Here is a 19,095-nt window from a genome sequence, read left to right as displayed (position 1 = left end):
ATCTTGTCACGACCGCCAGGCAAATAAACGCCAAAATGACCGTAATTCTTAAAATAGAAGAGAAAAAGTGCGTAAATCCAGTTTACAGCAAAGTTTTTCGTCCGTATACTTGTAATTCCTCTAAATTTATTTGTTAAAATTACCCATGTGAAATTAGCGGCTTTATTAGGGTTTAAGCGGAGTTTGGGAAAGGCAAGGGAGACGTATTTTCTGCGTATTTCGGGTATAAAGCCATGAATGACATGTACTTTTTACATGTTTATCTCTAGAAACGGCAAAAGTGAGATCATTTGCTGTACTTATTGCAGTTTGTGAGGTTCGTCGGGGCACGTTGGTGCGAGCGAGACTCTCACGGCATAAGCTTGTTTTGTGAGTTAACTTCCACCTGAGGCTTATTTCCCACATGTTAGCGGTGAAAAACAACGGAAGCACTTTGACTGGTGCAGCTGAAAAAGGAGCTAAGCGTCTTGATTACGCTTAGCTCCTACGCCTATCGTTTTATTCGTTCACGGACGAACGTTTCCCCGATCAAACGATATCCACATTGCCAGAAGGGACTATTCATCCGATCTCTATCCCTTTGGCTTAACAAATACAGCGGCAATAAACGAGAAAATAATCGCTGCCGAAATACCCGCGCTAGTCACTTTGAAGATCCCGGTTATGATCCCGATATAACCGTCCTTGTGCAGCTCTTCCAGCGCCCCATGTACGAGGGCGTTACCAAAGCTGGTAATCGGTACGGTTGCTCCCGCACCCGCAAATTCGATAAATGGGTCATATAAATTGCAACCATCCGCAATAGCGCCAAGGACGACAAGCGTACTCATTGTATGCGCAGGCGTCAGCTTCCCAACATCCATTAGAAGCTGCCCGAAGACACAGATAGCACCGCCAATGACAAAAGCCCAAAAAAAGTTCATGCGTACAACCCTCCAGACTCAATAGAAACTGCATGCGCGATACACGGGATGCTTTCCCCTTGCTGGAAGGAGAGCGGAGACAGCAACGCGCCTGTGGCAACAACAAGAATGCGGTTCAACTCTCCTTTTTTCATGCGTTTGAGGAGATGCCCGTAGGTAACGGTTGCGGAACAGCCGCAGCCGCTGCCTCCGGCTTGCACATTCTGCTTGTCCCGCTGATAGATTAATAAGCCGCAATCATCATAAGTCGTTTGTTCAATCGGAACCTTGTGCTTTTCGAACAGTTCACGCGCAATTTCGGAACCGACCGCAGCCAGATCTCCAGTTACAATGAGATCATAATAACCCGGCTCGCGGCCCAAATCGCGGAAGTGAGCCTGGATCGTATCCACGGCAGCCGGAGCCATCGCTGCGCCCATATTGAAAGGGTCTGTGATCCCCATATCCACAACCCTGCCGATGGTTGCCGATGTGATGACGGGGCCATCCCCCGTCTTCCCGAGCACGGCCACTCCAGCGCCGGTCACGGTGTATTGCGCGGTCGGCGGCTTCTGGGATCCGTATTCCGTCGGATAACGGAACTGCTTCTCCACCGTGCAGTTGTGGCTGCAGGTGCCTGCCATTATATAATTGGCGGCGCCTGAATCCATTAACTGCGCGGCAAGCGCCAGCCCTTCCATCGAGGTCGAGCAAGCGCCGAAGATGCCAAGATACGGCATGCCCAGCGTGCGTGCCGCGAACGTATTGGAGATGATCTGATTCATAAGATCGCCTCCAATATAGAACTGAATTTGGCCGCCCGTAAGCCCGGCATTATCAAGGGCATGCTGCGCCGCTTCCTCAAGCAGCGCTTTCTCCGCTTTCTCCCACGTCTTCTGACCTACCGTCAGATCGCCATGCACGATGTCAAAGTCTTCCGCCAGTGGACCCTCGCCTTCATCAGGTCCAACTACAGTCCCTGTGGACAGAATGACCGGACGATTCTCGAAAACCCAGCTTTGATGCCCTTTCAGCATAGCATCAGCCCCCACCCATTATGATTAGATGCAAGAGTCCCACAACGAAAGCAGCCACGGTGCCAAAAACGATGACAGAGCCCGCTAATTTGAACATGTTCCCGCCTACACCAAGGACTAATCCCTCAGCCCGGTGTTCAATCGCAGCAGAGCAAAGGGAGTTTGCGAACCCTGTAACAGGAACTGCGCTTCCGGCGCCAGCCCACTGAGCAATTTTATCGTAGATGCCGAAGCTTGTTAAAATGACCGAAATGATAATCAGAACAGCCACGGTCGGGTTGCCCGCTGTTTTCTCTGTAAACCCGAACCAATTGATAAACATTTGCATAAAGCACTCGCCAATTAAGCAAATCGTGCCGCCAACTAAAAAAGCTCTAAGGCAATTTTTCAAAACAGGCCTCTTGGGTTCAATCCTTTTCGCTAATTCCTGATACTCCTGTTGGGTCATTGTTAGATTTTTCTTCTTATTGTTGGCCATACTTTCCCTCCTGCTTGATTAGGATCTTAACAGGGTATGAAGATCCTGAATGACTTTCGTCATCACCACGGAACTATCTTGATACATTTTTTTCGCATCAGGATGCTTTGTTGTTAAGGAATACAGCTCAAGATCCGCTTCACATTTCTTCAGTGTTGCAAGAAGCGCAGGTCTTTCGCTCGGCTGAGGCACTTTCAGCTTGTCATCATAGAGATCAACGGTTAATTCGCCGTTGGTATCTACATGGCCAAGAAACACATTTTCTTTCGTTACTCCTAGCTTATCCAGTTCCGTTTGCAGCCATCCCATTCCTTTCCCTGCTGCAGCCAGCGGCTCTTTTTGGATCACACCATCCATAATGACCGTCTGGGTAGGCTTTTCTGTTCCCAGCTTCATCCCCAGATGTTTGGGTGTCAGAGGCTGCGACTCGCTTTTGAGCAAAACACTCAGATCACCGCTGGATTCGAGCATCGCAAACTCCACATCCGCCACTCGGAAAACACTTTTCGTACGCAACTGCTCAAGAAGCTCGTCCCCTGTGTACCGCTCTTTTTTCAAATTTTCCTCAAGCACTTTCCCATCTTTGATGAGCACTGTGCCTTTCCCTTCAAACCACGTACGCAGCGTCTTGCTCTTGAGTGTTAGCAGCTCCAAGATAAAAGGCACAAGACACCATACCAATATGGCAATAACCCCATGCATAAAGTTGCTTTCTACATCCGTTGAAATGACACCGGCCAAGTCACCTAGTGTAATACCTATCACATATTCGAAGAACGTTAACTGAGATATTTGTTTCTTCCCAAGGATTCGTGTCAGTACAAACAGAATAACTAGCGCGCTGAACGCTCTAATAACGATATGTACCCAATCTGCCACGGGCCCGTTCCCCTCTCTTTCATAGTGCTCCAAACAAAGTCATTATGTGCAAAATAAGCGAGTGCTATCATTGAATTGTTTTGTATTTAATTGTCAATTATGAGAACGAAGAGAAAGGGAATATTAATGAGCGCAAACAAGTGAAATCCTTATGCTCTCTTTGGTTGCAACCCAAATTCTAATGAAGAGGTGTCTACCATGACTGTAGCTGCTCAAGTAAAAACAACACTAGCCTCCCTCAAAAGCGCGCAAGCCAGCCTAGAGACCTTTGCGTTGTCAACGCAGAATCAGGAAGCTAAACAACTGTATGAAACTGCCGCGATGGCTGCACAAGACATTGTGAATCAAGTTTCCTCCAGGGTGCAGCAATTGGAAAACGAAGAGCCGCAATACAAAGGTTTCTAGTCTGAACACAAAAAAAGCCGGTATTTACGAGAAACGCTCTCGTGTACCGGCTGTTTTTGCTTTTTAATACATCATGAGGAGAATTAGCGTAAGCAATACAAAAAGCACTAAAATAAGCAGTTTGAGATGATCTTCTTTTGGCATGTGAGCCGCCCCTTGTTTCAGATCGTTTCCGTTAAATCCTTATTATTGTGTCGGTTGGCCGGAAGCTTTCCTCAATTCATTCGCTAAACGGTGAAACTCATCTCTTGCTTGCGGGTCCTCCGTTGCCATGTATGCCGCAGATAAAAAGGCAATGATTTTATTGGCATCTTCAACACTTATCACAGCTTATTCCCTCCTAGAAGCACCACTTTATTTTCCGGTCCAATAATCGAAGGTCAGCACATTGTTTTTGAAAAAGGAATAAGGCAAATAACAGTAGCCTTGGTCCCCCCAACCTTTGCCCCAAGAGTTTCGTACGATCACTACACCTTGGCCTTTCTTCTTGCCGTCCCTATACCCAACAGCCAGCATGGCGTGCCCGCCTAGCAGCATTTCTTTTTTTCGGTCTGGATAGGGGACACGTCCTGTTCGGATAACCGCCAGGCTTTCAAAAGAGCTATATAGCCATATGCCGAAGACAACAGGCTGACCGTCAGCCAAAGCCGCTTTGATTCCCGCCAGATCGTGAATGCGATGATAGCTGCCAATTCGATAATTGCCTGCCGTTTGTTCAGCCTCTTTATCCGGTTTCTCTTTATATTTGGCAATTTGATACGGCCATTCGCTTTCTGGGCAAACACCGATTTTCTGAAGCACTTTCATCCCGTCGCGTACCGTTGCACCAGAGTCCCTATTTACCGTGCCTTCTATTTGCCTCTCATGCCAATAATGAAAAAGCCGGGATAATCGAGGCGCTGAATCGCTTTCTTGACGCAGCCAATATTCACGTAATCCGCTTACAATGGCATTCGACGTGCAAGATCCTAAATTCCCTTGATTGACAATTGGAGAAAGCTTGCTCCGCAGGTCGACTTTGCCGGGCAGCTGAGATTCACGGACATAGTTGACACTTCGGTAAAAATAGTCACGAAAGTCACGTTGGTCCCTTTTTACCGTTAACTTTCTTCTCATCTGTTTTCCTCCCCATTGCCCGTTTGTGGAATTGTACTCCAGTGTATTCACCCATGGGCAGGAGCGTGCAAAAAAGCACCCCCCTCCCCTAGGCATGCGCGCGGCAAAAATTCGATTATTTTTTCATCGCTTTCTGATAGATGGCTCGAAATAGCTGTCACGGCGGTCAGATAAGACCCTGTAGTTCCGCTCATCGAGGAAATCTGTACGATATCCTCGAAATAGAGGACGCCAGTTCCCTAATGATCTTCCCTTGCGGAATTCTCCGCTAGCCTTTCTGTGTCTGGTGAATTGGAAGGTTGCAGAATGTTGAGTAGAAAAGTTAGATCGTGGAAGGTAGGTAAAGTAGCTTGATTTGCTCATCTGTTATTGCGCAAGAGCCTCCTCTGCATAGGTTAGGGGAACTGCAGGGCGCTATTTCTCGGAAAAGGCATGTTTCCCGGTTTAATGGGAACTGTGGTCCTCTATTCCGCCAATTTCAACCGAAATAGCTATCACCTGGGTCAGATAAGACCCTGTAGTTCCGCTCATCGAGCAAGTCTGTACGATATCCTCGAAATAGAGGACTCCAGTTCCCTTATGAACTGCCCTAGCGGAATTCTCCGCTAGTCATTCTGTGTCTGGTGAGGTGGAAGGTTGCAGAATGGAGAGTAGAACGGTTGGATCGTGGAAGGTAGGTAAAGTAGCTTGATTACGCAGGCTTTTTGTTGTGCAAAAGCCACCGCATGACTTAGCACGAATAACAATGCGTTATTTCCCAGAAAATAACGTGTCCCGCCCAAACGAAAAAACCAGGCAAACCACGTCTATTTCAGACGGGTTCACCTGGTTCTATTAGAATCTTCCTCAACGCTTATCGAAGATAGCGGCAAAGCGGCAGTATTTGCTGCTCTCGAATACACGCAACGACTAGCTCGGCGATAGCGATTCCGCCTTTTTCTTGAAAATGCGTATTATCCTCTGCTCCTTTTGGGAAGTTAGGAAACTCCCCGGGCCAGGCCCACATGAACAAGGATTTGGTTTCCTCAGGACCGAGCGTTTCGAACAATTGCTTGCTAGCTTCCGCCAAATCAATGAGAGGAACATCCGCCTCTTCGGCCAGCTGCTTCATAGCTGTGATATACTCGCCGTGGGTGTCGACGATTTTGCCAGCTTCATCAAAAAATCTCCGCTGCACTGGCGTCACTAGAATTGGAACAGCGCCCCGCGTCCGAGCCTCCTGAATATAAATCAGTAGATGCTCTTTATAAGTGGTAAAAGGGGAAGTCGCCCGCTCCTCATCCAACTTTTGATCGTTATGCCCAAATTGAATCAATAAATAATCATTTGCATTCATCGTATCAAGAATCGGTGTAAACCGACCTTCATTCAGGAAGCTCTTGGAGCTGCGGCCAGACATCGCATGATTTGCTACAGCGGCATCTGCTTTGATGAAAAGCGGCAACATTTGCCCCCAGCCGGTGTATGGATACCCATCCTGCGGCTGATCGGTTACCGTAGAGTCGCCAACCAAATATAAGGTAGATGCTTGAGGCGCCGAAATGATCTCGAGTGCATTAATGCGCGGTGCAGCGCCTGAGAAGGCGAGCCTCAATTGTCCATCTGCTACATGGACGCTAAAGCTGCTAGCCACGAACTCCCCCGCCGCCGTGCGGCATTCCGATAGAAGCAGCCTTCCCTGCCCTACCTTTAAGCCCGTAACTGTTGCGGTAATCAGATCCCCCATTAGTGTGTGAATCGTATAATTGCCATTCGGCAAATCGACAATAAACACAGCGCCCACGGGAATGCAAAAGTCTTGACGGAGCGCTTCCGGTCTCCCGCGATCCCTTACATACACCTCTGAGCCAACCCTAAAACCATAGCCCACATTACTCTCATCATAGAAAGAATCATGGCTAATTTTCGTGAAGCCTTCTTTCGCTGCGTTTTGTGCCGGGCCAAAATCAAATTTCAAATGGATACTCATCATTTTGTACCTCTACCAGTCCCTGCGGTTTAGTAACGAGGATAAGAAAATCAGTCCCAATCCTTGGCCCCAGCCTTGAATCCGTTTGTAGGGAACTCCTTTGTAGCCGTCAATATCCCGCATCACCGCTGTTCCGGCAGACACGCCCGTGATTGTACCATCATCTGTTATACGTGAAAGAATCCCCTTGATCGACTTGTTTGTATATTTATTGTATAACGGACCTGCACCGATGAGCGCGGCCGCGATACCTGCGGAACCGGATGTTTCCAAATACGCATCCTTATCCGTCAGAACGGTATGCCATAGCCCACTTTCATCCTGCAACCGAACGAGTGCGCTTAATTGATCACGCAGAGAGCCTTCAATAATCATAAAAGAGGGATGCGTCACATGCACGAGCCTCAGTGCGCGTGCCATCGTAATGGCAGCCCATGAGTTGCCGCGCGCCCAATAAATGCCTGACATGTGATTTTGCGCCAGATTGTCCCAGCCGTGGTAATACAAGTTCGTCGCAGCATCCTGCAGTACATTTTCATGGCCATGATACTGCTTCAAGCCGTCCTCGAAATAATCCTCACGATTCAGCATCGAACCGATCCGCACCAGGAAATAACCCGCCATGAACATCGTGTCCACCCATGCCTGCTCAGGGAAATTATACGTTTCCGAGTTCACAGTATGCTGGAAAATGCCGTCTCCAAAACGCTCCGCCTCATGCTTCAGGAAGTCCGCCATTTGCGTAGCGATTTCCATATACCGCTCTTCCCCGGTTTCCTTATACAAGGTTAACAACGAGTGACCGATCGAGATGCCGTTGACGGACAGCTTGGGCAGCCCGTCTTCCAATTTCTCATCGACCCATTCTTTTAACAATTGAAGATACTCTTTATTTCCGGTTGCTTCATAGGCTTCCGTCACACCATAAAAAGCTACGCCTCCCGGCCAATCCCAATTAAAGTCCATGCGGAACGTTCTATGAACAACGCGGTCAATGACTTCGCGAATCTCATCCGGATCAAATTGTAAAGCTGGCATCTCTTCATTTCCTCCCTGTAGCTGGTTATTGATGAACTGAGCATTCATTCTCATTATCCTTTCAAACCGCTCGTCGAAATTCCGTCAACAATATATTTTTGAAAAATCATAAATACAACGAAGATCGGAACCAGCGACAGCGTCGACATAGCGAACATACCGCCCCAGTTATTTAAAGACTCGCTGTCCAAGAATAACTTAAGCGCTAGGGATACCGGGTACAGCTCGGCATTATTTAAGTAGAGCAACGGCGTGTAGAAATCGTCCCATCTCCAGTAGAAGGAGAAAATTGCCGATGTCACGAGAGCCGGGACGATAAGCGGGATGATAATTTTGTAGAAGATGCTGTATTTGCTGCAGCCGTCCATTTTCGCGGCTTCATCAAGCTCAGGCGGAATCGTACGGATAAACTGCATAATAAGAAAGATAAAGAACGGAATTCCGAAAAACTGCGGCACAATAATCGGTTTAAAGCTCGATAACCAGCCAATTTTGGCAAACAAAATATACTGCGAGATAATGGTTACATCTTGAGGCAGCAGCAACGTCAACATCACCATGGCGAACCAGAACTTGCTTCCCGCAAACTTGATGCGAGCGAAGCCATATCCGACAACAGCGGAAGAAGCCACAGCGCCGATCGTTGAAAGAATAACGATAATGAAGCTATTTTTCATGAATGTTGCAAACGTAATGCCTGCAAATCCCTTCCAACCGGATACATAGTTGCTCCACTCCAGCCGGCTGGGAATCAGAGAGGTAGCGGTTGTGTAAATCTCCTCATTTGGTTTGAAGGAGCTGGCGACCAGCCAGAGAATCGGATAAATCGCAGTAAGCGCGATGAGGCAGACGAACAGATGATACAGCACCGTTTTCATATGTTTTGCTCGAAAAACCATGTCAGATCCCTCCTAGCTCTCGTAATGAACCCAATATTTTGATGTTTTGAAAATAACCAAGGTGATGAGCCCGATTAAGATGAGCATGAACCAAGCCATTGCTGAGGCATAACCCATTTCAAAGAAGACAAATGCGCGATGGAATAAATACAGCGAATACAGCAGCGTATTGTTAAGCGGACCGCCTTCACCGTTCGAAATAATATAGGCCGGCGTGAAGGTTAAGAAGCCCGAAATCGTTTGCAAAATGAGATTAAACAAAATAATTGGACTTAACAAAGGCAGTGTGATGTGAAAAAATTTGCGAACAGGTCCTGCTCCGTCCACGCTTGCCGCCTCGTAGTAAGTGCCTGGGATGTTTTTGAGTCCAGCTAGAAAGATAAGCATCGAAGAACCGAACTGCCAAACTGACAAGAGCACCAACGTGCCAAGTGCCGTAGCCGGCAAACCAATCCAAGAAGTAGTGGTGTGAATGCCAATGCTGCCGAGGAACGCATTAATTAACCCTTTGTCACCGAAAATTTGACGCCACATGATAGATACCGCTACGCTTCCGCCAATCAAGGAAGGCAAGTAATAAGTAGCCCGGTATAAGCCAATTCCTCTTGCCGCACGATTAAGCAGCATAGCTACTAATAAGGCAATGATTAGGCGCATTGGAACGGACGTAAGAACGTAGATTAGCGTCACGCGAATTGAATCTATGATTTTGTCATCACTAGTAAACATCTTCTCGTAATTCGCAAATCCTACCCATCTCGGTGGAGACAATAAATCATACTCCGTAAATGAGAAATAGAGCGAAGAAAACATGGGAAACAGCGTGAAGATCAAAAAACCAAGAATGAAAGGTGAGACAAACACATAGCCGACTATGTGATCATTTTCACGTAGTTTCATAATTCCACTCCTTTATGCTTGTCATTTTCTGTGTATTTGGAAGGGCAGCCGGACTAGAGCCACCCTTTTATACCTGTAAACTGCGTTGTATCCATCCATGCTTACTTCTTATTTTTCGCTAAAATGGCATTGGCTTCACTCATGAATTTGGCAGCGGCCTGCACCACCGTGAGCTTGCGAAACAAAATTTGCTCTTGCATATCGCGGAGCAGCTTGCTTACTTCTGCGGACCCGATCGGATCAGGAGGATCCATGGGGCTGCTGTTCTTCTCCACCCAAGTCACATAATCGTACACTTTCAATTCTTCTTCAGAGAGCGTTGGCTTTAAACCGTCCTTGACCTTCGAGGAAATGGGAATCCCTCGGTCGCCTTTGATCAATTTATTAGCCTCCAAATCATTTAAAAACCATGAGATGAATTTGGCTGCTTCCGTCTTTTGTTTGGAGCTTTTGGCGATGGAGAACAACATCGTTGGCTTTAAGTAAAGCCCTTGTTTCCCGTTCGGTCCTGGCAATCCGGTTAAGCTGAGAGGTTTCTTGGCGGCTTCCTGCAGCGACGTGAATTGATTCGACCAGGCCATCGTCATGAAGCCATCCCCCAGCGCAATCGGATTCTCCTCAGGCGTCAGTTTGGACAATGACTCTTTGTCCCAATCGCGCATATAGCCCGCTTCATACCACTCTAGGTACATGGTGAAGTAATCTATAAAATAGCGTGGATCGCTAAATCCAAGACTCGTACCATCCGGGCTAAAATAGTGCTGATCTTGCGTGCGCAGATAGTATGGGAAAAACTGATCAAAGCGCATATGGTCGAGCACTTTCCCTTTTGCCTTCATTCGCTTGGCGATTTGCTCCAAATCGGACCATGTCCAGTTCTTCGGGATGGCAGAGATCCCCGCCTCCTTCAACATGGCGGCATCATAGGTGGTGCCCATCGCATTAACACCTAACGGGATGCCGTACAGCTTCCCGTCCACTCGTCCGGAATCAATCGTCTCGGGTGATGCTGATCGCACATCGATCGTTCCGTTACTCGTCAGTTCAGTCAAATCTTCCAATTGTTCCTTCGTTGCATATTGGGTTAGATACGAGATATCCATCTGGATAATATCGGGCAATTGATTGGCCGCAGCTTGCGGTGCCAGCTTTTTCCAAAAATCATCAAAGCCGGCATATTCCGTATCAATTTTCACGTTCGGGTTCAGCTCCTGGTACATGGCAATCAGTTTCAACGTGTAGTCATGTCTGGATTGACCGCCCCACCAGGCAATTCGCAGCTTAACTTCTTGTTTGGAACTGCTTCTGTCAGACTCCATGGTCTTCGGATTTCCATCCGCAGATGGCTGTTTCGCGCTGCATCCGATGATGGCGAACATCAATGGTATGAGAAGCATGGCCGGTAATCGTCTGCGTATCATTGTTAGCGTCCTCCTGTGTACCCTGCGCCACATCTCTTATTATGGGCTCGCAGGAGCGAAAGTTGAATCTAATTTACCGCGTTAAATGTTCAAAAAACAGTGAATACGGGCCTACGTCGTCAGCTTTTTATATTCGGAAGGCGCGCAGCCGGCAATCTTCTTGAACACCTGTGAAAAATACTGCGGATTATCGCCGAAGCCCAATTGTTCCGCTAACTCGAACATTTTGACATCATCATTCATTTTGATCATTTCCATCGCTTTCCGGATTCTCACCGTGACAACGTAGTTAGAGAAGCGCTCACCCGTCTCTTTTTTGAACAATTTGCCCAAATAATCGGGGTTCATATACAGCATTTTGTGCGCTACCCAGTTGAGTGACAGCTCGGCGTTCGAGAGCTCGGCATTCACAATATCGATCACTTTCTGAATGACCTGGGAATGCTTATTTCTGTTCTGTTCAAAAATGGCGTGAGTAATTTCTGAAGCGGTTTGCTTTAGCAGCTGGATGCTTGCCTGCAGTGTTTCCAACTGCGAGATATGGCCAATAAGCCCCATATACTGGTGCATTTGCGGTTCTGCACATAACCTTGTCATGGAAATAAAGCTTTGAATGACATACGATTTTGTCGTCTGAATGTCCAATCGGGAGTTCACAAGAAGCTCTTGAAACGCTTCAATACTAGCTTCAGCTTCTTCCCAATTTCCTGCGCGGATCGGAAATAGAATGCGATCTTCATCAAAAACGAACTGGGCTTTACTCGGCTGCGCAGAACCCAAAATGTCGCGCATCGTGATAAGGCCGCCTTCAGCTAGATAAAAACGATGGCTCAAGCAATCTATCGCTTGCAGATAAAGTTTTCTGGCTTCCCCGATTTCCCCAGACTCGCTTAAAGCGGCGGTAGTATCGATTTTGTAATACAGCATGAAAATGCGCCGGATTTCTTCAATTTGCTCCTGCAGCCGCGCCATATCGTCCTGATCCTCGATCATGACCAAAATTTGCTCCGCAATGGTAGAGCTTAGAAGCGGTTCATCGAGAATATCTTCGGCAATATTTTTCACGGCAAATAAATGCTCGTATTCGAACTTGTCTTCGAGCCGGAATAACAATAATCGAACTTTCCTTCCGCTGACATGCAGTCCGAATAAATCCTGATAATATTCCCAGTCGCGGCTGCCATACGATTTATTCGTCACGAATTCCTTCAGGAATTGCTCTTTGACATGCGGAAGTACTTTCTGCAAATTGGCTTTCATCGACTGAATGAAGCCTTCTTTGCTCTCCTCCTGTTTGTACTCGGCAGCTATTTCACTAAGCGCTTTCAAAATGCTGTTTTCGTTGCATGGTTTCAACAAGTAGTGTTTGACGCCATGCTGCATCGCAATTTGCGCATATTCGAATTCATCAAAACCCGAAAGCATAATGAAGCGCGTATGGGGATGTGTTTCTTTGACTTTAGCGACTAACTGCAAGCCGTCCATGCCAGGCATCCGAATATCACTGATGACAATATCCGGCTCGTGTTCACAGACAAAGGCGTAAGCTTCAATCCCGTTACGGGCGGTTCCTATGAGCTCGGTATCGACCGATTGCCAATCCACAATGGATGAAATCCCTTCCAGAATCATCCGTTCATCATCAACCAATAACACTTTGTACATCGTCGTTACCCTCTTTTCGTCATCGGAATTCGAATGGTAATACGTGCGCCGCCATCCGTGCGATTCTCTACTTGAATACCGAATTCTTCGCCAAACGACAGCTTGATCCGTTCGTCAATATTTTTCAGGCCGATACCTGTGCCTTTGGATTGGCGCTCCCCTGTCAGGATTTTTTCTAAATAAGCCTCATCAATACCCGGGCCATTATCTTCAACGATTAGAAAAACAGAATCGCCTTCCTCCCGCCCCCAAATGTGGATGATACAAGGTTCCAGCATGACCTCGACTGCATACTTAATCGCATTTTCGAGCAAAGGCTGCAATGTCAATTTCGGAATGCAATGACCTCGCAAAGCTTCCGGAACGTCGAGCCGGAAATCCAAACGCTCCTCGAAACGGACCTTTTGAATCGTAATATAATGCTGCACAAGCTTCAGTTCGTCTTCAATCGGAATCATATCCTGCTTTAAACTAATCGACGAACGAAGCAGATAACCCAGCGATTCCACCATTCGTGAAACTTGCTGCTGCCCATTCATCTTGGAAATCCAGTTGATCGACTCCAACGTGTTATACAGAAAATGCGGATTGATCTGCGCTTGTAACGAGCGAAACTCCGTCTCTTTGATAATGAGCTGCTTCGTGTAATTCTCTTTGATCAATTCCTGTATCCGCACAATCATCATGCGGTACGTCCGCTGAAGCAGTCCCACTTCATCCATCTGCTGCGAAATCGGGGCAATCGGCGGAAGCTCCGAATTTTCCAGATCGCCGATTTGCAGCCCCCGCATATTGCTTATTAAGCCTTCAATAGGACGAGTGACGCTTCGCGCAACCGCCATCCCGAATCCAACCAGCAGAAAAAAAGAAATAAGGAATGCGGCGATCATCCAATTTTTCATCAGAGTCAGATTATAAAAAATGGTTTGGAACGGCAGTGTATTGTAATAGGTCCAGCCCAAATAATCGGAATGGATGTGCGACACAAAATATTTCTCGCCATCCTGTTCAATAATGCGAAATCCCCTCGCGGAAGCTCCTACCGGGCTGTTTTCGCTAATCAATGACTTCATGCTCACAGACCTCGGATATACTAAAGTCCCTTTGGAGACAATAATGAGCTCGCCGTCGCGGGTCACAGCTTCTCTCGCATATTGATTCACCATCTTGTCCAAATTGACATGCAGCACCAGGCTGCCAAGCTTCTTCAGCTCCAAATTGTCGGAGGATCGGATTTGCCTCGTTGCAATAAGGCTGTAATCCTGCTCATCCGGATTTACCCAGCCCAAGCTGCCCGCTCCGCGATCCGATGTTTCTTGGATCAGAGCTTTCCGCTCGGGAGAAAGCGTTGTCAAATTTCCGCTGGAGTAGCTGTTTCCCATCACGTCGGTAATATCCGCGGCTGAAATATACGTCTCCGAGTTAATGTACTGGACCAGCCTGTCTACAAGCTTGGCGCGGGATTGGATGCGGATATAATCCGATTCATTCGAATTCATCACAATCAAGTGCTGCTGAATTTGCTCATCCGACATGATGCTGAACGTCAGCCGCTCCACTTTGTTCAACTCATTCTCAATCAATGTGGAAGAAAGATTCAGAACTTGCGACGATTTCTCGTAAATTTGCTGATCATACATCGAAAAAGCGATCTGTAAGCCTACCAGTGAAATGCTGGAGCTGACAGCCATTGTAATGGTAATAAGCAGAAACAGCTTCGCTTTAATCCGCATATTCCGAATTTCATCGAACCAGAGGCGGAAGCCCGTTTTCATGTAAAGTCACCACTTTTCTTTCTGTGTAAGGTCTTGTAGCACTGATTCTTCGCGGTGGAGAGCGCCATTCCCTTTAACTTCATAAAAAAAGGATGCTGGAATTAACTCCCAACACCCCTTTTACCGTCCTACGACCTGCTTCGCTTCAGAACTCGCACCCCGTATGGTTGAAGCACTAAGCTTGAATTGACTGGGCCTGAACCCGTTGTCTCATCGGAATTAAACATATCGGAATAAGTTTGTTCATCGAGCAAAACCGTCTGATCTTGGTCGCTGAAATTCATCAGGAAAATGAAATCATGCTTCCCATCTGTACGGATTTGTGCTGTCACCTGGTGAGGCAGTTCCGTTTGTAAAGCTGGCTTGATATGGGCCTCTTTTATAATCTGCTTATAGAAACTATTCTGGAACGATTGCTCCGCACGAGCTGCTATGTAGTAAGCTTTCCCTTGTCCAAACCGATTAACCGTCAGGGCTGGCCTGCCTGCATAGAAATCTTCACCATAAACAGCAAGGGCCTGAGCCCCTTCCAAGTGGATCAACTCGCACAGCTCACGAACCTTAAAAGCCCCTGTTAGTTCAAGCGAGTTCCCCTCTGTGCAGATGATTTGATTTTCATCCTGATCGTAAAGCCCGTCGATCTCTTCCGACCAGATGCCAAGCGTTTGACGAAGCGGCCCCGGGAATCCACCAAGGAAGCACAAATCGTTCTCATCGACGATGCCCGACCAGTAGGTGGCTACGAAAGTGCCTCCACCAGCAACGAATTGCTCAATCCGCTCTCCGACCCCTGGACGAACCATATAAAGCATTGGAGCGACAACGAGCTTATATTTGCTAAAATCCCCTGTCATATCAATGACATCAACCGGGATGCCTTGATCCCAGAAAGCTTGATAATGACTTAGAACCGTCTGCTCATAGTTGATTCCCATGTTGCGTGGACCTTGCGAATCTTTCACCGCCCAACGGTTCTCCCAGTCGAAAATGACGGCTGTTTCCGCCGGCACTGTCGTACCCAAAATGTCCGTCAGCTGCTCAAGATGGCCTCCTAGCTCTGCAACATCACGGAATACTCGCGTATGTTCATGACCGACATGATCGACAACGGCGCCATGAAGCTTCTCGCTCGCGCCCCGGCTTTTGCGCCACTGGAAATATTGAACTGAATCCGAACCGTGTGCGACAGCCTGCAAAGAGGATAGCAGATGCATGCCCGGCCTCTTCAGCTTGGAAACGGGCTGCCAATTCGTAGTGCTCGGTGTGCTCTCCATCAGCAGAAACGGTTGTCCGCCTCGCAGGGAGCGGAACATGTCATGATTGAGTGAAAACCACGCAGCTAAGCTGCTTTGATCCTTGGCATGATGCCAAGTTGGATAGGCATCCCATGAGATCACGTCCAGCACATCCGTGAACTTCCAGTAGTTTAATCCTTCGTATGCGTCCATGAGATTGGCTGTCACCGGAAGTTCTGCGTTGATGGCTTTCAGTGGAGCGATCTCATGACGGCAGAAGTCAACGGTCTGGTCTGTCACGAAGCGCTTCCAATCCAGATTCATGGCATGCACAAGTTTCTCGCCGTGTGGAGCCGGGGATTCGATTTGCGACCAGCTTGTATACGTGTGGCTCCAGAAGCTTGTCCACCATGCCTGGTTCAGCGCATCAAGTGTTCCATATTTGCTTTGCAGCCATCCACGAAATGCCTCTTGGCAATAATGGCAATGACAGTCATCGCTATATTCATTGGAGATATGCCAACCTACAACGGCTGGATGCTGAGAATAGCGTTCAGCCAATCTTCGATTCATCTCCGTTACTTTCTCACGATAGACGGGGGATGTGTAGCAATGGTTATGGCGTGCCCCGAAGAGATTACGCACACGATTAGCGCCGACGCGCAGCACTTCCGGATACTTCTCCGCCATCCATGCCGGTCTTGCCCCGCTCGGAGTAGCCAACCAGGCGTAGATGCCGTTTTCGGCAAAGGTATCCAGCACGCGGTCCAACCATTCGAAGGTAAACACCCCTTCTTCCGGTTCAAGTGCAGACCAACCAAAAATGCCGACAGCCATTACATTGCATTTAGCAAGCTTCATCAGACGAATATCTTCTTCAAGCACCTGTGGATCATGCTGCCATTGATCGGGATTATAATCGGCGCCATGCATGAAAACAGGAAGCTTAGGACTAACAGGCGGAAATTTGTATGGCAAGTTGTTCACCTCTTGGATATTTTTGGCGTTGATCGAAGTGTCGATTTCATACCATAAGTATCCATGACATCGCTTACTAGTGCAACCTCATTTTCATTTAGAAAAGCCGAAGCATGGCTTAACCATGCCCCGGCTTATGTTGTTCATGCTTGCACGCTTTTACTTTGAATCACTTTAAGTAAGCAATCGCAGGTTGCAAGATGCATCCCTTCATGGACAACTCCGAAATTGAGCAGCTCTCCTACTTTATAAAATGTGAGCGGCCCAAATGGCAATGGACTTTCGAATGTTGCCTCCAGACTCTCTGGGGATAACTCGCTAATTTGGTTTAATTGGGCGGATAACTGCACGATGAGTTCTTCTTTTGATGGTGGAATGTGGGTCCAGCTTGCCGGCGATGTTCCGGAGTTGAAGTATGTGGCATAGCTTTCGGGAATCATCGAATCCTTCGCGAACCCAATCTTCATATAAGCATCCATCCAATAAATCATGTGGCCAACGTTCCAACGTATCGTGTTATTGTAGGAATCTGCTTGAACATCAAATAGTTCCTCCGGGATGCTCTGCACCTTGTGAAGTACCACCTGACGTACTGTTTTTGCCGTGCCGATAATGGTTTCTGACATTTGAATTTCCTCCTTTGGATGAGAAGCATTTGGTATGCTTTTAGTATAGGTTCCATGGAAGGTACCATCAATGCAGTGCAAATTACCGGAACGTTAAGTATAAGTTAATGATCATGCATTGACATAAAAACAAGATGAAGCAACAATAAAGATTGAAAATGCCTTCAATTATCAGCCATGCATTTGAAAGCGAGTGTGAGCTATGGAATTAAAGCAGCTGCAGTATTTTATGGCGATTTGTGAAGAACTTCATTTCACGAGAGCCGCCGATAAAATGGGAGTGAGCGCTCCCAATATCAGCCAACAGATTAGAAGATTAGAAGAAGAACTAGGCGTTCTCCTTTTCGATCGAGTAGGCAAAACAATCGTCCTCACAGAAGCAGGAGCCATTCTGCAAGAACATGGTGCAGCCGTGTTCGGGCATCTGAAGCAAGCGAGCGATGCCATTGCCGATCTGAAGCAAATGCAGGGAGGATCGTTATCCATCGGTGTCTTGCCCGGTGATGCGGACCTCATGTTTAATGCCTTGTTGCTGAGCTTCCATCAGTCCTATCCCACTATTACGCTCTCACTTTTGGAAACCACGAGAGTTACGGAACAAGTGCTGGATCGAAGCATCGATGTTGGCGTCACAATCGGACCTGTCAGCGATGAGAGGCTCACCGCCATCCCTCTATTTCACGAAGAATTTTCGCTGGCTGTAAGTAGGAATGATCCCCTTGCCGATGAGAATTTCATCCCACTGAGCAAGCTGAATGACTTAAAAATGGTCATGTTTCCTCCCGACCATCAATGCCGTAAGCTAATTGACCTCTTCTGCATGGAGAAAGGGTTTACTCTGCAGCCGCATATGGTGACTACAACGTTATCCTCCCTCCTCCAAATGGTGCAGAGCGGAATTGGCGCCTGCGTGCTGCCACGCCTGCTGCTCGATACCCTTCCAAACAAAGAGATAAAGGTTGTTAGCCTGCGGCAGCCCACTCCTTCCCAGGACATTTGTCTCATCTACCGCAGCGATAGGTATGTCGGATATGCGATGCGTACTTTTATAAAAACACTTAGAGCCTACGTCGAAGCCGCCATTCAACAAGCGAAAACTTCTTAGTGTGATAAGGGAAGACGCCTGCTGCATAGGTGAGTGCGCGGTCCTCCACCGGCTTACCTCTTGCGAGAAGTATCTGACAGCTAACGGACTGAGATGACTCTATTCGCTGCTTTTAAGAGAATTTTAGTGTCTAACGGACTCCAGAGCCGCTATTTGCCGTGAACTTGCCTAAAACAATAACGCTGCCTCAGTCCGTTAGCACTTCAAATCCGCTGGATTTGGCAAAATAACGGCTGCTGGGTCCGTAAAAAAGGCTATCCCTCCGCCATTTTCATGACTTCTGGGACAGCCTTTTCGCAATTTATGTACTATTCTAAATAGAAAACTTCGCGCATCGGTTGAATCGGTACGGCTTCACGGAAGTCGAAGGAGCCTACGACCATTTTGCTCGTAATCGCGTTCCATCGATTGCAAGCCTCACTCTCAGCCAAGTAGGCAAAAGCGGCTTCCAAGTCATCACATAAAAAGCAATAGAAGAATTGATTGCCATTTTGGAAGATCGAGTAATCCCTGATTCCTGCTTTGCTGTGTTCTTCCATAATTTCTGGCCAAGGCGCCAAATGCATTCGGACGTATTCCTCCAGATCTTCCTCCCGAATCGTCCATGTCCATGCGAACTTCCCGCTAGTGGTCATGCGTTACACCCTCTCCCCATTTATTGGATAAC

Annotated in this window: 18 protein-coding genes; 2 read left to right on the top strand and 16 right to left on the bottom strand. The window is 47.5% G+C overall.

What is annotated here, in order from left to right; all coding sequences use genetic code 11:
- Positions 1–572: 572 nt before the first annotated feature.
- From spoVAE to ACUN27_RS13060, 4 genes are read right to left on the bottom strand one after another with little or no spacing between them, the layout of a single operon-like run.
- Positions 573–923, bottom strand: a complete 351-nt coding sequence (gene spoVAE / locus ACUN27_RS13075; protein WP_127449933.1) for a stage V sporulation protein AE — start codon at positions 921–923, stop codon at positions 573–575.
- Positions 920–1,939 (bottom strand): stage V sporulation protein AD, encoded by a 1,020-nt coding sequence (spoVAD, locus tag ACUN27_RS13070; protein WP_315952317.1) that lies wholly within the window; start codon positions 1,937–1,939, stop codon positions 920–922. Before spoVAD ends, spoVAE begins: the two co-directional genes overlap by 4 nt.
- 4 nt (positions 1,940–1,943) lie before the next feature.
- On the bottom strand, positions 1,944–2,417 hold the full coding sequence (spoVAC, locus tag ACUN27_RS13065) for a stage V sporulation protein AC (protein WP_315952319.1): 474 nt from the start codon (positions 2,415–2,417) through the stop codon (positions 1,944–1,946).
- 18 nt (positions 2,418–2,435) lie between these two features.
- Complete coding sequence (locus ACUN27_RS13060) at positions 2,436–3,296, bottom strand: DUF421 domain-containing protein (protein ID WP_315952321.1); 861 nt, start codon at positions 3,294–3,296, stop codon at positions 2,436–2,438.
- 198 nt (positions 3,297–3,494) lie between these two features.
- On the opposite strand from ACUN27_RS13060, the gene ACUN27_RS13055 reads away from it, so the two are divergent.
- Positions 3,495–3,701: a DUF1657 domain-containing protein gene (locus ACUN27_RS13055; RefSeq protein ID WP_127449940.1), complete on the top strand. Its 207-nt coding sequence runs from the start codon at positions 3,495–3,497 to the stop codon at positions 3,699–3,701.
- Between the two features lie 186 nt (positions 3,702–3,887).
- Here ACUN27_RS13055 and ACUN27_RS13050 read toward each other — a convergent pair whose 3' ends face one another.
- The 11 genes from ACUN27_RS13050 to ACUN27_RS13000 form a co-directional block, all read right to left on the bottom strand.
- Entirely contained in the window at positions 3,888–4,028 is a 141-nt protein-coding gene (locus ACUN27_RS13050; RefSeq protein ID WP_127449942.1) for an N-acetylmuramoyl-L-alanine amidase, read from the bottom strand.
- Between the two features lie 27 nt (positions 4,029–4,055).
- On the bottom strand, positions 4,056–4,817 hold the full coding sequence (locus ACUN27_RS13045) for a C1 family peptidase (protein WP_315952324.1): 762 nt from the start codon (positions 4,815–4,817) through the stop codon (positions 4,056–4,058).
- A gap of 853 nt (positions 4,818–5,670) precedes the next feature.
- Positions 5,671–6,786, bottom strand: coding sequence for a rhamnogalacturonan acetylesterase (locus tag ACUN27_RS13040; protein ID WP_445559021.1), 1,116 nt, complete (start codon positions 6,784–6,786; stop codon positions 5,671–5,673).
- 12 nt (positions 6,787–6,798) lie between these two features.
- Positions 6,799–7,824 (bottom strand): glycoside hydrolase family 88/105 protein, encoded by a 1,026-nt coding sequence (locus tag ACUN27_RS13035; protein WP_157321814.1) that lies wholly within the window; start codon positions 7,822–7,824, stop codon positions 6,799–6,801.
- A gap of 53 nt (positions 7,825–7,877) precedes the next feature.
- Positions 7,878–8,702 (bottom strand): carbohydrate ABC transporter permease, encoded by an 825-nt coding sequence (locus ACUN27_RS13030; protein ID WP_379173285.1) that lies wholly within the window; start codon positions 8,700–8,702, stop codon positions 7,878–7,880.
- A 33-nt stretch (positions 8,703–8,735) separates the two neighbouring features.
- The gene (locus ACUN27_RS13025) at positions 8,736–9,623 is read right to left on the bottom strand and encodes a carbohydrate ABC transporter permease (RefSeq protein ID WP_127449952.1); all 888 of its coding nucleotides are present in this window, start codon (positions 9,621–9,623) and stop codon (positions 8,736–8,738) included.
- 101 nt (positions 9,624–9,724) lie between these two features.
- Positions 9,725–11,044 carry an ABC transporter substrate-binding protein gene (locus tag ACUN27_RS13020; protein ID WP_315952328.1) on the bottom strand — a complete coding sequence of 440 codons (1,320 nt, stop codon included), beginning with the start codon at positions 11,042–11,044 and terminating at the stop codon, positions 9,725–9,727.
- A gap of 111 nt (positions 11,045–11,155) precedes the next feature.
- Positions 11,156–12,709 carry a response regulator transcription factor gene (locus ACUN27_RS13015; RefSeq protein WP_315952329.1) on the bottom strand — a complete coding sequence of 518 codons (1,554 nt, stop codon included), beginning with the start codon at positions 12,707–12,709 and terminating at the stop codon, positions 11,156–11,158.
- Between the two features lie 5 nt (positions 12,710–12,714).
- Complete coding sequence (locus ACUN27_RS13010; protein ID WP_445559020.1) at positions 12,715–14,484, bottom strand: cache domain-containing sensor histidine kinase; 1,770 nt, start codon at positions 14,482–14,484, stop codon at positions 12,715–12,717.
- 128 nt (positions 14,485–14,612) lie between these two features.
- Positions 14,613–16,652, bottom strand: a complete 2,040-nt coding sequence (locus ACUN27_RS13005; protein ID WP_315952767.1) for a beta-galactosidase — start codon at positions 16,650–16,652, stop codon at positions 14,613–14,615.
- A gap of 188 nt (positions 16,653–16,840) precedes the next feature.
- Positions 16,841–17,323: a DinB family protein gene (locus tag ACUN27_RS13000; protein WP_315952332.1), complete on the bottom strand. Its 483-nt coding sequence runs from the start codon at positions 17,321–17,323 to the stop codon at positions 16,841–16,843.
- 202 nt (positions 17,324–17,525) lie between these two features.
- Here ACUN27_RS13000 and ACUN27_RS12995 point away from each other — a divergent pair, with 202 nt between their 5' ends.
- Positions 17,526–18,428: a LysR family transcriptional regulator gene (locus ACUN27_RS12995; RefSeq protein ID WP_315952333.1), complete on the top strand. Its 903-nt coding sequence runs from the start codon at positions 17,526–17,528 to the stop codon at positions 18,426–18,428.
- Between the two features lie 308 nt (positions 18,429–18,736).
- On the opposite strand, the gene ACUN27_RS12990 is transcribed toward ACUN27_RS12995, so the two are convergent.
- On the bottom strand, positions 18,737–19,063 hold the full coding sequence (locus ACUN27_RS12990) for an L-rhamnose mutarotase (RefSeq protein ID WP_315952335.1): 327 nt from the start codon (positions 19,061–19,063) through the stop codon (positions 18,737–18,739).
- Positions 19,064–19,095 lie beyond the last annotated feature (32 nt).

The organism is Paenibacillus sp. WC2504, from assembly GCF_052682475.1.
Note: the sequence above shows the minus strand (reverse complement) of the source record. Positions and strands in the feature narration are given on the sequence as shown.